Raw genomic sequence first — 13351 nt, 5'->3', positions numbered from 1 at the left:
TCATATGAGCGCAACTCTTTCCGCATCCGCACTGCTCGCGGTTCCCCTGGCGCCGCTGGCCGGCTCCGTGCTCGCGGGCATTCTCGGCACCAAGTTCGGTGGCAACCGCATCGGCCGGACTGCCTCGCACTCGCTGACTATCCTGGGCGTGTTCATCGCCTTCGTGATCTCGGCCATGACGCTCAAGAGCGTGGCGATCGACGGCGCCCGCTTCAACGAGACCATCTACGAATGGATGGTGGTGGGCGGCCTCAAGATGGAGGTTGGCTTCCTGATCGATGGCCTCACGGCCATGATGATGTGCGTTGTGACCTTCGTCTCGCTGATGGTGCACATCTACACCATCGGCTACATGGAAGAGGACGAGGGCTACAACCGCTTCTTCGCCTACATCTCGCTCTTCACCTTCTCCATGCTGATGCTGGTGATGAGCAACAACATGCTCCAGCTCTTCTTCGGCTGGGAGGCCGTGGGCCTGGTGTCCTACCTGCTGATCGGCTTCTGGTACAACAAGCCGACCGCCATCTTCGCCAACCTGAAGGCCTTCCTGGTCAACCGCGTCGGCGACTTCGGCTTCATCCTCGGGATCGGACTGATCGCCGCCTACGCCGGCACGCTGAACTACGGCGAGGCCTTCGCCAAGGGCGGCGAGCTGGCGAAGCTGAGCTTCCCCGGCACCGACTGGATGCTGATCACCGTCATCTGCATCTGCCTGTTCATCGGCGCGATGGGCAAGAGCGCGCAGTTTCCGCTGCACGTGTGGCTGCCCGACTCGATGGAAGGCCCGACCCCGATCTCGGCGCTGATCCACGCGGCCACCATGGTGACGGCCGGCATCTTCATGGTGACGCGCATGTCGCCGCTCTTCGAGCTGAGCGACACGGCCCTGAGCTTCGTGCTGGTGATCGGCGCCATCACTGCGCTCTTCATGGGTTTCCTGGGCATCATCCAGAACGACATCAAGCGCGTGGTGGCCTATTCCACGCTGTCGCAGCTGGGCTACATGACGGTGGCGCTGGGCGCCTCGGCCTACTCGGTGGCGGTGTTCCACCTGATGACCCACGCCTTCTTCAAGGCGCTGCTGTTCCTCGGTGCCGGCTCGGTGATCATCGGCATGCACCACAATCAGGACATCCGCTGGATGGGCGGCGTGCGCAAGTACATGCCCATCACCTGGATCACCTCGCTGCTGGGCTCGCTGGCGCTGATCGGCACGCCGCTGTTCGCGGGCTTCTACTCGAAGGACAGCATCATCGAGGCGGTGCATGAGAGCCACCTCTGGGGTGCCGGCTTCGCCTACTGGGCGGTGCTGATCGGCGTTTTCGTCACGGCCTTCTACTCCTTCCGCATGTACTTCCTGGTCTTCCACGGCAAGGAACGCTACGACCAGAACCCCGACGCGCACCATGACGACCATGGGCACGGCCACGACGATCATCATCACGATCACAAGCCGCACGAGACGCCCTGGGTGGTCTGGGTGCCGCTGGTGCTGCTGGCGATTCCCTCGGTCGTGATCGGCTACATGACCATCCAGCCGATGCTCTACGGCGAGTTCTTCAAGGACTCGATCTTCATCGACGCCGCGAGGCACCCTGCGATGAAGGAACTGGCCGAGGCCTTCCACGGACCGATGGCCATGGCCCTGCACGGCCTGACTGCGCCGCCGTTCTGGCTGGCGCTGGCCGGCGTGGTGCTGGCCTGGTACATGTACCTCGTCAACCCGGCGCTGCCGGCGGCGGTCCAGCGTGCCTTCAGCCCCATCTACAAGCTGCTCGACAACAAGTACTACATGGACTGGTTCAACGAGCACGTCATCGCGCGCGGCACGCGCGCCCTGGGCACCGGCCTGTGGAAGGGCGGCGACCAGGCGATCATCGACGGCGCCATCGTCGACGGCTCCTGGAAGGCGGTCGGCCGCATCGCCGGCGTGGTGCGCTGGATGCAGTCCGGCTACATCTATCACTACGCCTTCGCGATGCTGCTGGGCATCTTCATCCTCATGACGTATTTCGTCTGGTTCAACAGATAAGCCGCCGGGAGAACAAGAAAAATGGGTATGTTGAGCCTCGCCATCTGGGTGCCGATCGTGTTCGGCGCCGTGCTGTTGGCCATCGGGCGGGACCAGCACGCGGGCATCGTGCGCTGGATCGCGCTGGTCGGTTCGATCGTGAGCTTGCTGGCCACCGTGCCGCTGTTCACGCGCTTCCAGAACGGCACCGCCGCGATGCAGTTCGTCGAGAAGACGCCCTGGATCGACCGTTTCAATATCCACTACCACGTGGGCCTCGACGGCCTGTCGCTGTGGCTGGTGCTGCTGACGGCCTTCATCACGGTGATCGTGGTGATCTCGGCCTGGGAGGTGATCACCGAGCGCGTCAACCAGTACATGGGCGCCTTCCTGATCCTGTCGGGCCTGATGATCGGCACCTTCTCGGCGCTGGACGGCATCCTGTTCTACGTCTTCTTCGAGGCGACGCTGATCCCGATGTACCTGATCATCGGCATCTGGGGCGGTCCTAAGAAGATCTACGCTGCCTTCAAGTTCTTCATCTACACACTGCTGGGCTCGCTGCTCACGCTGGTCGCGCTGATCTACCTGTACAACAAGTCGGGTGGCAGCTTCGACATCCTGACCTGGCACAAGCTGCCGCTGTCGGGCACCGCGCAGACCTTCCTGTTCTTCGCCTTCTTCGCGGCCTTCGCGGTGAAGGTGCCGATGTGGCCGGTCCACACCTGGCTGCCCGACGTGCACGTGGAGGCACCCACCGGCGGCTCCGCCGTGCTGGCGGCGATCATGCTGAAGCTGGGCGCCTACGGCTTCCTGCGGTTCTCGATGCCGATCGCGCCCGATGCCGCGCACGAGTGGGCCTGGCTCATGATCGCGCTGTCGCTGATCGCGGTGATCTACGTCGGCCTGGTGGCGCTCGTCCAGCAGGACATGAAGAAGCTGGTGGCCTATTCGTCGGTGGCCCACATGGGCTTCGTGACGCTCGGCTTCTTCATCTTCAACGACTTGGGCATTTCCGGCGGCATCGTGCAGATGATTGCGCACGGCTTCGTCTCGGGCGCCATGTTCCTGTGCATCGGCGTGCTGTACGACCGCGTGCACTCGCGCCAGATCGCGGACTACGGCGGCGTGGTCAACACCATGCCCAAGTTCGCCGCCTTCGCGCTGCTGTTCGCCATGGCCAACTGCGGCCTGCCCGCGACCGCCGGCTTCGTCGGCGAGTGGATGGTGATCATCGGTGCGGTCAAGGCCAACTTCTGGCTGGGGCTGGGCGCTGCCACCGCTCTGATCTTCGGCGCCGCCTACACGCTGTGGATGTACAAGCGGGTCTACCTGGGACCGGTGGGCAACGACCACGTGAAGGAGCTGGACGACATCAACGCCCGCGAATTCCTCATGCTGGCGCTGCTGGCGATCGCCGTGCTGTGGATGGGCCTGTATCCCAAGCCCTTCACCGATGCGACCAATGCCTCCGTGGCCGAGCTGCTGCGTCACGTGGCGATTTCCAAGCTGCCCTGAGTCCAGCCTGACACGAGAACGAGATGATTGACAAACTCAGCTGGATGACGATCTACCCCGAGGTGGTGCTGCTGGTCATGGCCTGCATCATCGCGCTGGTCGACCTGTCCACCACCGACACCCACCGCACGCGCACCTACGTGCTCACTCTGCTCACGCTGGCCGTCGTGGCCGTGCTGACGGGGATGCAGGCCACCGATGCCAAGAGCCACTACGGCTTCGGCGGGATGGTGGTGAGCGATCCGATGGGCAATTGGCTCAAGTGCTTCGCGAGCGTGGCGCTGATGGTCACGCTGGTCTACGGCCGGCCCTACGCCGCCGACCGCGGCATGCTGCGCGGCGGGGAGATGTTCACCATGAGCATGTTCGCGCTGCTGGGCATGTTCGTGATGATCTCGGGCAGCAACTTCCTGGTGATCTACCTCGGCCTGGAATTGCTTACCCTGTCGAGCTACGCCCTGGTGGCGCTGCGGCGGGACAACGCGGTGGCCAGCGAGGCGGCGATGAAGTACTTCGTCCTCGGCGCCATGGCCAGTGGCTTCCTGCTGTACGGCCTGTCGATGATGTATGGCGCCACCGGCTCGCTCGACACCAACGAGGTGTTCAAGGCCATTGCCAGCCGCAAGGTCAACCACCAGGTGCTGGTGTTCGGGCTCGTGTTCATCGTGGCCGGTCTGGCCTTCAAGATCGGCGCGGCGCCGTTCCACATGTGGGTGCCCGACGTGTACCAGGGCGCGCCCACGTCCGTCACTCTGATGATCGGCGCGGCGCCCGAGCTCGCTGCCTTCGCCATCATCATCCGCCTGCTGGTGGAAGGGCTGCTGCCGCTGGCCATCGACTGGCAGCAGATGCTGGCGCTGCTCGCCATCGCCTCGCTGCTGGTAGGCAACCTGGCGGCCATCGCGCAGACCAATCTCAAGCGCATGCTGGCGTACTCCACGATCTCGCAGATGGGCTTCATGCTGCTGGGCCTGATCGCCGGCGTGGTCAACAACAGTACGTACAACGCCCAGTTCGCCTACAGCGCCTCGATGTTCTACATCGTGACCTACGTTCTCACCACGCTGGCGAGCTTCGGCATCATTCTGCTGCTGGCGCGCGAAGGCTTCGAGAGCGAGGAGATCACCGACCTGGCCGGTCTCAACCAGCGCAGCCCACTTTATGCAGGCGTGATGGCGATCGCCATGTTCTCGCTGGCGGGCATCCCGCCGCTGGTCGGTTTCTACGCCAAGCTGGCGGTGCTGCAGGCGCTGATCGCGTCGGGGCAGGGGATGTACATCGCGCTGGCGGTGTTCGCTGTCGTGATGTCGCTGATCGGCGCCTTCTACTACATCCGCGTGGTCAAGGTCATGTACTTCGACGCGCCGATGACGGCCAGCACGGTCTCCGCGCCGCGTGATGTGCGTACGGTGCTGACGCTCAACGGCGCGCTGATCCTGATCCTGGGCATCGTGCCGGGTGGCCTGATGGCGCTGTGCGCCGACGCCATCGTGGCCACGCTGGCCGGCTGAAGCGGGCCAGGTCCGCTCCGTCCCCGTGTCGCAGAGTGCGTCAGTCTGGGTGGTCCTGCTGGTCGCGCTGCTGGCCGCCAACCTGCCTTTCCTGAACGAGCGCCTGCTCGGCCTCGTGCCGCTCGGGGCCAAGCCGAAGAAGTCGCTGGGCCTGCGGCTGCTGGAGCTGGTGATCCTTTATTTCCTGGCCGGGGGCATCGGGCTGCTGTTCGAGCGCCGTGCTGGCCAGATCGCGCCGCAGGGCTGGGAGTTCTACGCTGTCACCGGGGCTTTGTTCCTGGTGCTGGCCTTTCCTGGCTTCACTTGGCGCTACTTGCTCAAGCACCGGAATTGACATGGACGACGCACATCTGAAGGAAGAGGGCACCGCCAGCGAGCTGCTCTTCAAAGGCAATTTCCTGCATGCCAAGCGCGACACCGTGCGCCTGCCGGACGGCAAGAGCGCCACGCGCGAGTACATCGTCCATCCCGGCGCGGTCGTGGTGGTGCCCCTGCTGGACGACGGCCGGGTGGCGATGGTGCGCCAGTACCGCTATCCCATCGAGCGGGTGATGACCGAATTCCCTGCCGGCAAGCTCGACGACGGCGAGGACCCGCTCTACTGCGGCCAGCGCGAGCTGCTGGAAGAGACCGGCTACAGCGCGCGCGAATGGGCCCATGCCGGCGCCATGCATCTGGCGGTGGCCTATTCGACCGAGATCATCCATATCTACTTCGCCCGCGGCCTCACCCTGGGCAACCAGCAGCTCGACCACGAGGAGTTCGTCGAGGTCTGCACCGCGACGCCGGAGCAGTTGCAGGCCTGGTGCCGCGACGGCACCGTCTCGGACGCCAAGACCCTGACCTGCACCCTCTGGCTCCAGAACGTCCTGTCCGGCGCCTGGACCTTGGATTGGCAGAGCGACGCAACGGCTGCGGCAAGCCGATAATCCGCGCATGAAGGTCCTCAACCTCCAATGTGCGCACGGCCACGGCTTCGAGGGCTGGTTCGCGTCCAACGGTGATTTCGACACCCAGCTGGCCGGCGGGCTCGTGGCCTGCCCGATGTGCGGCGACACCGCCATCACCAAGCTGCTGACGGCCCCGCGCCTGAACCTCGGCAATGCCAAGCCGCCTGCCGAGGCGACCGCCCCGGCGGCGCCTGACGCACACACGGATTCGCCCGAGGCACGCTGGATGCGCGCGGTGCGCGAGGTCATGGACAAGACCGAGGACGTCGGCACCCGCTTCGCCGACGAGGCCCGCAAGATGCACTACGGCGAGGCCGAAGAGCGTGGCATCCGCGGCCAGGCAACCCGCGAGGAGGCCCGGGACCTGGCGGAGGAGGGTATTTCCGTCTTCTCGCTGGCCCTGCCGCCTGCACTCAAGGAAACGCTGCAATAGGCGCGGCGCTTGCTCTTTCTCCTTCCGTGGCGAACTGCAGCGCGGCCAGCCGCGCATAGACCCCGTTCTGCGCCACCAGCGCGGCGTGCGTGCCCTGTTCAACGATCCCGCCGTGGTCGAGCACGATGATGCGGTCGGCCTTCTGCACCGTCGCCAACCGGTGGGCGATGACCAGCGTCGTGCGGCCCGCCATCGCCGACTCCAGCGCCGCCTGCACCATGCGCTCGCTTTCCGCGTCCAGCGCGCTGGTGGCCTCGTCGAGCAGCAGCAGTGGCGGGTTCTTCAGGATGGCGCGCGCGATCGCGATGCGCTGGCGCTGCCCGCCCGACAGGCGCACGCCGCGCTCGCCCAGAAAGGTGTCGTAACCCTCGGGCAGAGCACGCAGGAAGCCGTCGGCAAAGGCGGCGCGCGCCGCCGCGTGGACCTCCTCCGCGCCGGCGTCGGGGCGGCCATAGCGGATGTTCTCGAAGGCGCTGGCCGAGAAGATCACCGCGTCCTGCGGCACCAGCCCGATGCGCGCGCGCAGCGCGTCCAGGCCCAGGTCCGCCAGCGGCACGCCATCGAGCAGGATGCGGCCGGACTGCGGGTCGTAGTAGCGCAGCAGCAATTGGAACACCGTGCTCTTGCCGGCACCGCTCGATCCCACCAGCGCCACCGTCTCGCCGGACGCTATGTCCAGGCTGAAATCGCGCAGCGCCGGGATGCCGGGCCGTGATGGATAGTGGAAACCGACTCCTTCGAAGCGCACGGTGCTGCCGGCGGCGGGGACCGCCGAGTGCGCCGGCTTTGCCGGTGACACGATTGCCGGCGTCGCATGCAGCAGTTCCATCAGCCGCTCGGTCGCCCCGGCCGCGCGCAGCAGGTCGCCATAGACTTCGCCCAGCACGGCGGCCGCGCTCGCCAGGATGATCACGTAAACCACCGTCTGCCCCAGGTGACCGGCCGTGATGTCGCCGCGCAGCACCGCCTGGGTGCCCTGGTAGAGCCCCCACAGCAGGGCGGCAGAGGTAGCGACGATGATGAAGGCCACCAGCACCGAACGTGCCCGGGTGCGGCGCACGGCGGTGCGGAAGGCGTTGTGGGTGGAGGCGTCGAAGCGGGCCGCCTCGCGCGACTCGGCGGTGTAGCTCTGCACCACGGGAATCGCGTTCAGCACCTCGGCCGCGATCGCGCTCGAATCCGCCACCCGGTCCTGGCTGGCGCGCGAGAGCCGACGCACGCGCCGTCCGAACCACATGCTGGGCAACACCACCAGCACCAGGATCCCCAGCACCTGGACCATCACGTAGGGGTTGGTCCAGACCAGCATGGCCAGTGCGCCGACCCCCATCACCGCGTTGCGCAGGCCCATGCTGAGCGAGGAGCCGACCACCGTCTGCACCAGCGTCGTATCGGCGGTCAGCCGCGACAGCACCTCGCCGGTCTGGGTGGTCTCGAAGAAGGCCGGGCTCTGGCGCAGGACGTGCGCATAGACCGCGTTGCGCAGGTCCGCCGTGACCCGCTCCCCCAGCCAGCTCACGGTGTAGAAGCGCGCCGCCGAGAACACGCCCAGCGCCACGGCGACGGCGAAGAGGGCGAGGAAATGGCCCCGCAGCGCCATGGCCTGCGTGCCGCGGTCGGCGCCGACCAGGCCGCCGTCGATCAGGCTGCGCAGCGCGACCGGGAACACCAGCGTGGTCGCCGCCGCCAGGACCAGGAACAGCCCGGCGAGCACGATCTGGACGCGGTAGGGCCTCAGAAAAGGCGCCAGGCCCGACAGCGAGCGCGGCGAGGCCTTGGCGGCAGGAGCGGAAGCGGGAGAAACCATTGGGACCGCATTCTAACGAACGCTTGCCTTTTCAAAGGTCGCCTTGACAATTACTGTCATGACAAATATTATTTATGCATGCCTGCTTCCACCGATCCCCCTGCCGTCGCTTCGCTGCCAGAGCCCGGGGGCAAGGCGGCCGATTTCTATCAGCCCGATTCGTACCGGGCCGAGGAAAGCGTCGGCCACATCATGCGCCGCATCACCACCACGCTCGCGCAGACCGTGGGCAACCGGATGTCGGAGCCGAGCGGTCCGACCTTCCCGCAGTGGGCGCCGCTCTACAAGCTGCACCTGGGCCATGCCACCACGGTCGCCGAACTGGCACGCGAATGCCAGCTCGACACCGGCGCCATGACCCGGCTGCTCGACCGGCTGGAGGCCAAGGGCCTGTGCCGGCGCGTGCGTTCCCTGTCCGACCGCCGCGTGGTCAACATCGAGCTGACGGAAGAGGGCCGCGCAGCCGCGCGCCAGGTGCCCCATGTGCTGTGCAGCGTGCAGAACGAACTCCTCGCCGGTTTCACCCGCGACGAATGGATGCAGCTCAAGGGCTACCTGCAACGCCTCCTCGACAACGCCCAGGCCGTTACGGCCCGTGGAGAAAAGAATGACTCCGTTTCTTCCTGAATTCGCCCGACGCCCCGCCACCGTGCTCGCCGCCGCGGCGGCGCTCTTCCTGGCCGGCTGCGCCGACATGGGCCAAACCGGTTCGCACGCCAGCCTGCGTGATGCCGCCTCGCTGGGCCTGACGAGCGAGGCCGCGGCGATGGCCGTGCCGACCGTCGACAGCCAATGGTGGCTGGGCTTCGGCGATGCCCAGCTCAACGGCCTGGTGGACCAGGCGCTGCGCGGCAATCCCAGCCTGCAGGTGGCACGTGCCCGCCTCGAAAAGGCCCAGGCGGCGGTCGGCGTGGCCGAAGCGGCCGACAAGCCTCAGCTCAACGGCCAGCTCGACCTCAACCGCCAGAAGTTCAGCGGCAATTCCATCTACCCGGCCCCTCTGGGCGGCTCGATCCAGAACCTCGGCACGCTGCAGCTCAACGCGAGCTGGGAGCTGGACTTCTTCGGCAAGAACCGCACCGCCATCGAGTCCGCCGTCGGCAGCGCCAACGCCGCGGCGGCCGACGCCGAGGCCGCCCGCGTGCTGCTGGCCGGCAATGTGGCGCGCGCCTACGTGCAGTGGGCACGCCTCGATGACCAACTGGCCGTGGCCCAGCGCACGCTCTCGCAGCGCGAGGAAACGCTCAAGCTGGTGCGCGACCGCGTCTCCGCCGGGCTGGACACGCGCCTGGAGCAGTTCCAGAGCGAAGGGGGCCTGCCGCAGGCGCGCCAGCAGATCGAGGCGCTGAACGAGCAGATCGTCATCGCGCGCAATGCGCTGGACGCCCTGGTGGGCCAGCCCGGCGCCACCCGGGCGCTGGGCGCGCCGAAGCTCGACAGCCTGCGCCCGATCGCGCTGCAGCCCACCATCCCGGCCGATCTGCTGGGACGGCGCGCCGACATCGCCGCCGCGCGCTGGCGCGTCGAGGCCGCGAGCAGCGACGTCGCGAACGCCAAGACCCAGTTCTATCCCAACATCAACCTGGTGGCCTTCGCCGGCTTCTCCGCCATCGGCTTTGGCCAGCTCACCAAGGCGGGCAGCGAGCAATGGGGCGTCGGCCCGGCCGTGCGTCTGCCGATCTTCGAGGGCGGACGCCTGCGCGCCAACCTGCGCGGCAAGACGGCCGACCTCGATGCCGCCATCGAGAGCTACAACGCCACCGTGCTCGACGCGGTGCGCGACGTGGCCGACCAGGTTGCGAGCGCCCAGTCGGTCACGCGCCAGCAGGCCGAGCAGGCCGCCTCGCAGCGCGCCGCCGAGTCCGCCTACGACATCGCCGTGCAGCGCTACGGCGCCGGCCTGGGCAACTACCTCAACGTGCTGACGGCCGAGACCACCGTCCTCACCGAGCGCCGCCAGGCCGTCGACCTGACCGCGCGCGCCATCGAGACCCAGGTGGGCCTGGCGCGGGCGCTGGGCGGCGGCTGGCAGCCGCAGCGCCAGGCCACGGCCACCGCCACGGCTGACTCCGGCAAGACGGCGCCCCGTCATCCCTGAACATTGCGCGAATCCGAAGGACATTCCATGGAAAGCAACAACACACCCGAAGCGAACGTTCCGGCCGAAGCGCCGGCTTCCAACGGCAAGCGCCGCCGCGCCCTCACCGCGCTGGCCGCAGTCGTGGCAGTGGCCGGCGTCGGCTGGGGCGTCTATGAATGGCTGGTCGCCAGCCGCTACGAGTCGACCGACAACGCCTACGTGCAGGGCAACGTGATCCAGATCACGCCGCAGATCGGCGGCACCGTGATGACCATCATGGCCGACGACACCGACCTGGTGAAGACCGGCCAGCCGCTGGTGCAGCTCGACCCGGCCGATGCCAAGGTCGCGCTCGAGCAGGCCGAGGCCGCGCTCGGGCAGGCGGTGCGCCAGGTACGCACGCTCTATGCCAACAACGGCTCGCTGGCCGCGCAGGTCTCGCTGCGCCAGGCCGACATCGTCAAGGCACAGAGCGACATCGCCCGCGCGCAGGACGACCTCAAGCGTCGCCAGGCGCTCACGGGCAACGGCGCGGTCTCGAAGGAAGAGCTCAATCATGCCGAGACCACGCTGGCCAACGCGAAGAGCGCGCTGGCGGCGGCTCAGGCCGGCGTGGTGGCGGCGCGCGAACAGCTGGCCAGCAATCAGTCGCTGACCGACGGCACCAGCGTCGAGCAGCATCCCAGCGTGCAGGCTGCGGCTGCCAAGGTGCGCGAAGCCTACCTGGCGACGCAGCGCGTCGCGCTTCCCGCGCCGGTGGAGGGCTACGTGGCCAAGCGCACGGTGCAGCTCGGCCAGCGCGTCGCGGCCGGCACGCCCATGATGTCGATCGTGCCGCTCGACCAGCTGTGGGTCGATGCCAACTTCAAGGAAGTCCAGCTGCGCAACATCCGCATCGACCAGCCGGTGAAGCTGGTCGCCGACGTCTACGGCAAGAAGGTCGAGTACACCGGCCATGTCGCCGGTCTCGGCGTGGGCACCGGCTCCGCCTTCGCGCTGCTGCCGGCGCAGAACGCGACCGGCAACTGGATCAAGGTGGTGCAGCGCGTGCCGGTGCGCATCGCGCTCGATGCAGAGCAGCTCAAGGCCAACCCGCTGCGCGTGGGCCTGTCGATGGACGTGGAAGTCGACGTGCGCCAGAAGGGCGGCAAGATGCTGGCCGATGCGCCGCGCGCCGCCGCGCTGGCCCAGACCCAGGTCTACAGCCAGCTCGACCAGGGCGCGGACGCCGAGGTCGATCGCATCATTGCGGCCAACCTGGGCCGCAGCCCGGCGCCCACGGCCACGCCCGCCAGGCCGCCCGCTGCGGCTGCGCCGGTCGCCGGCCCGCGCACGCACGTGAACCCGATCTGAAGGCGGGAAACGACGATGGCGACCGCCGCACCGCCCGCCACACCGCCTGCCGCTCATCCGCCGCTCGAGGGCGCGGCCCGCGTCTGGGGCACGATCGCGCTCTCGGCTGCGACCTTCATGAACGTGCTCGACACCTCGATCGCGAACGTGTCGCTGCCCGCCATCTCCGGCGACCTGGGCGTGAGCTCCACGCAGGGCACCTGGGTCATCACCAGCTTCGCGGTCGCCAACGCGATCGCGGTGCCGCTGACCGGCTGGCTCACCCAGCGCTTCGGCCAGGTGCGCCTGTTCCTGGCCAGCGTACTGCTGTTCATCATCAGCTCCTGGCTGTGCGGGCTGGCACCCAACATGACGATGCTGATCGCCTTCCGCACGCTGCAGGGCTTCGTTGCCGGGCCGATGATCCCGCTGTCGCAGACCCTGCTGCTGTCGAGCTACCCGCGCGCCAAGGCAGGCCTCGCGATGGCGATGTGGTCCATGACCACGCTCGTCGCGCCGGTCATGGGGCCGCTGCTTGGCGGCTGGATCACCGACAACATCTCCTGGCCCTGGATCTTCTACATCAACATCCCCGTGGGCCTGCTCGCGGCCGGCATCACCTGGGGCCTGTACCACAAGCGTGAGAGCGCCACGCGCAAGGTGCCGATCGACGGCATCGGCCTCGCGTTGCTGGTGCTGTGGGTAGGCTCGCTGCAGCTGATGCTCGACAAAGGCAAGGAACTCGACTGGTTCCACTCGCCCGAGATCGTCGCGATGGCGGTGGTCGCCGGCGTGGGCTTCGCCTTCTTCCTGGTCTGGGAGCTTACGGACAAGCACCCGGTGGTGGATCTGTCGCTCTTCAAGCGCCGCAACTTCTGGTCGGGCGCGCTCGCGACCGCGGTCGCCTACGGCCTCTTCTTCGGCAACGTCGTGATCCTGCCGCTGTGGCTGCAGCAGCACATGGGCTACACCGCCACGCAGGCCGGCATGGTCCTGGCGCCGGTCGGCCTGCTGGCGATCGTGCTCTCGCCCATGGTGGGCATCACCGTGGGCAAGGTGGATCCGCGCCGCTACGCCACCTTCTCGTTCCTGGTGTTCGCGCTGGTGCTGTGGATGCGCTCCAACTTCAACACCCAGGCCGACTTCGGGACCATCATGATCCCGACCGTCATCCAGGGCATCGCGATGGCCTTCTTCTTCATTCCACTGGTGACCATCACGCTCTCGGGCCTCACGCCCGACCGCATCGCGGCCGCCTCCGGCCTGTCGAACTTCGCGCGCATCACCGCGGGCGCCATGGGCACCTCCATCTCCACCACCCTGTGGGAGAACCGGGCCGCGCTGCACCACGCGCAGCTGGCCGAATCGGTGAACCAGGGCAGCCAGGCCACCGCCAGCGCGATGGCGGGCCTCTCGGCCAACGGCTTCTCCGCCGACCAGGTGCTGGGGCAGCTCAACCGAATGGTGGACCAGCAGTCCTTCATGCTCGCGGCCAATGACGTGTTCTACGCATCGGCAGTGCTGTTCCTGCTGCTGATCCCCTTCGTCTGGCTGGCCAGGCCGGTGCGCAGCCCGGGTGCCGCCGACGCCGCCGCAGGGGCGCACTGATCCCTTTCGCCGCCCGGCGTTCCCGCACCGCAGCATAGGCATTTGCCCCAGTAGGCAAGTCCTGCTGCGGCTGCAAACAATGCGTTCCGCGCAGCCATGTT

Annotated in this window: 11 protein-coding genes; 10 read left to right on the top strand and 1 reads right to left on the bottom strand. The window is 67.4% G+C overall.

The genetic code is table 11. The features are described 5' to 3' along the window. Window positions 1–4: 4 nt before the first annotated feature. Genes nuoL through A8M77_RS17235 form a run of 6 tightly spaced genes read left to right on the top strand, consistent with a single transcriptional unit; the run spans window position 5 to window position 6423 of the window. Window positions 5–2032, top strand: a complete 2028-nt coding sequence (gene nuoL, locus A8M77_RS17260) for an NADH-quinone oxidoreductase subunit L (protein WP_086922745.1) — start codon at window positions 5–7, stop codon at window positions 2030–2032. 21 nt (window positions 2033–2053) lie between these two features. Next, on the top strand, window positions 2054–3529 hold the full coding sequence (locus A8M77_RS17255; protein WP_086922744.1) for an NADH-quinone oxidoreductase subunit M: 1476 nt from the start codon (window positions 2054–2056) through the stop codon (window positions 3527–3529). A gap of 23 nt (window positions 3530–3552) precedes the next feature. Beyond that, on the top strand, window positions 3553–5040 hold the full coding sequence (nuoN, locus tag A8M77_RS17250) for an NADH-quinone oxidoreductase subunit NuoN (RefSeq protein WP_086922743.1): 1488 nt from the start codon (window positions 3553–3555) through the stop codon (window positions 5038–5040). A gap of 25 nt (window positions 5041–5065) precedes the next feature. Continuing rightward, window positions 5066–5374, top strand: a complete 309-nt coding sequence (locus A8M77_RS17245) for a DUF2818 family protein (RefSeq protein WP_086922742.1) — start codon at window positions 5066–5068, stop codon at window positions 5372–5374. 1 nt (window position 5375) lies between these two features. After that, complete coding sequence (locus tag A8M77_RS17240; RefSeq protein WP_086922741.1) at window positions 5376–5969, top strand: NUDIX domain-containing protein; 594 nt, start codon at window positions 5376–5378, stop codon at window positions 5967–5969. Between the two features lie 7 nt (window positions 5970–5976). Then, complete coding sequence (locus A8M77_RS17235; RefSeq protein WP_086922740.1) at window positions 5977–6423, top strand: DUF1178 family protein; 447 nt, start codon at window positions 5977–5979, stop codon at window positions 6421–6423. On the opposite strand, the gene A8M77_RS17230 is transcribed toward A8M77_RS17235, so the two are convergent. Beyond that, a complete protein-coding gene (locus tag A8M77_RS17230) occupies window positions 6404–8230 on the bottom strand; it encodes an ABC transporter transmembrane domain-containing protein (RefSeq protein ID WP_086922739.1) in 1827 nt (608 codons plus the stop codon). The genes A8M77_RS17235 and A8M77_RS17230 overlap by 20 nt on opposite strands. 78 nt (window positions 8231–8308) lie before the next feature. On the opposite strand from A8M77_RS17230, the gene A8M77_RS17225 reads away from it, so the two are divergent. Genes A8M77_RS17225 through A8M77_RS17210 form a run of 4 tightly spaced genes read left to right on the top strand, consistent with a single transcriptional unit; the run spans window position 8309 to window position 13250 of the window. Further along, window positions 8309–8857 carry a MarR family winged helix-turn-helix transcriptional regulator gene (locus A8M77_RS17225; protein WP_086922738.1) on the top strand — a complete coding sequence of 183 codons (549 nt, stop codon included), beginning with the start codon at window positions 8309–8311 and terminating at the stop codon, window positions 8855–8857. Next, window positions 8838–10328: an efflux transporter outer membrane subunit gene (locus A8M77_RS17220; RefSeq protein ID WP_086922737.1), complete on the top strand. Its 1491-nt coding sequence runs from the start codon at window positions 8838–8840 to the stop codon at window positions 10326–10328. Before A8M77_RS17225 ends, A8M77_RS17220 begins: the two co-directional genes overlap by 20 nt. Before the next feature lie 27 nt (window positions 10329–10355). After that, complete coding sequence (locus tag A8M77_RS17215) at window positions 10356–11663, top strand: HlyD family secretion protein (protein ID WP_086922736.1); 1308 nt, start codon at window positions 10356–10358, stop codon at window positions 11661–11663. A gap of 15 nt (window positions 11664–11678) precedes the next feature. Continuing rightward, window positions 11679–13250: a DHA2 family efflux MFS transporter permease subunit gene (locus tag A8M77_RS17210; RefSeq protein WP_086922735.1), complete on the top strand. Its 1572-nt coding sequence runs from the start codon at window positions 11679–11681 to the stop codon at window positions 13248–13250. Window positions 13251–13351 lie beyond the last annotated feature (101 nt).

Origin of the sequence: Variovorax sp. JS1663, assembly GCF_002157355.1 — a bacterium.
Lineage (GTDB): Bacteria > Pseudomonadota > Gammaproteobacteria > Burkholderiales > Burkholderiaceae_C > Variovorax.
The sequence above is the reverse complement of the archived record's forward strand: the minus strand, read 5'-3'. Positions and strand labels throughout refer to the sequence as shown.

Coding starts and splice junctions, on each gene's coding strand:
- A8M77_RS17255 (WP_086922744.1), top strand. CDS start 2,054: ATGGGTATGTTGAGCCTCGCCATCTGGGTGCCGATCGTGTTCGGCGCC.
- A8M77_RS17220 (WP_086922737.1), top strand. CDS start 8,838: ATGACTCCGTTTCTTCCTGAATTCGCCCGACGCCCCGCCACCGTGCTC.
- A8M77_RS17210 (WP_086922735.1), top strand. CDS start 11,679: ATGGCGACCGCCGCACCGCCCGCCACACCGCCTGCCGCTCATCCGCCG.
- A8M77_RS17240 (WP_086922741.1), top strand. CDS start 5,376: ATGGACGACGCACATCTGAAGGAAGAGGGCACCGCCAGCGAGCTGCTC.
- A8M77_RS17235 (WP_086922740.1), top strand. CDS start 5,977: ATGAAGGTCCTCAACCTCCAATGTGCGCACGGCCACGGCTTCGAGGGC.
- A8M77_RS17225 (WP_086922738.1), top strand. CDS start 8,309: ATGCCTGCTTCCACCGATCCCCCTGCCGTCGCTTCGCTGCCAGAGCCC.
- nuoN (WP_086922743.1), top strand. CDS start 3,553: ATGATTGACAAACTCAGCTGGATGACGATCTACCCCGAGGTGGTGCTG.
- A8M77_RS17230 (WP_086922739.1), bottom strand. CDS start 8,230: ATGGTTTCTCCCGCTTCCGCTCCTGCCGCCAAGGCCTCGCCGCGCTCG.
- A8M77_RS17215 (WP_086922736.1), top strand. CDS start 10,356: ATGGAAAGCAACAACACACCCGAAGCGAACGTTCCGGCCGAAGCGCCG.
- nuoL (WP_086922745.1), top strand. CDS start 5: ATGAGCGCAACTCTTTCCGCATCCGCACTGCTCGCGGTTCCCCTGGCG.